This is a genomic window from Arthrobacter sp. SIMBA_036, assembly GCF_046535135.1.
Classification (GTDB): Bacteria; Actinomycetota; Actinomycetes; order Actinomycetales; family Micrococcaceae; genus Arthrobacter.
In genome coordinates this window covers 1-278 of sequence record NZ_JAWRXG010000128.1, presented here as the reverse complement: position 1 = coordinate 278, position 278 = coordinate 1, and the positions used below count along the sequence as shown (strand labels likewise).

The 278-nt window shown below is 38.8% G+C and carries 1 protein-coding gene; it reads right to left on the bottom strand.

All coding sequences use genetic code 11. The features are described from left to right. The coding region (locus SB659_RS19370) for a hypothetical protein (protein WP_410551572.1) at positions 1-278 on the bottom strand (278 nt) is incomplete at both ends.

Here is a 278-nt window from a genome sequence, read left to right as displayed (position 1 = left end):
AAAAGTTTATTTTTTTCTTAGAAGCTTCACTTACAGCCATCGCTTCCGCTGTAAATTCATATGCTCCAAAATCAGGAGTTGTTGCATTTCTCGTATTTCCATCAGCATCTAAAGTTACTTCAGCAATTGGAGTTCCTTTATTGTCAAGAGTATTATTTCCAGTATTAGACAGATGAAGGTCGGTAGCAGAAACAAATACAGGAAGAACATTCAGGGAATTGGTATTCCCGCCAAACCCAGCTTGAATATCAGCCAGAGTAGCTTTTGCTGAACCACCA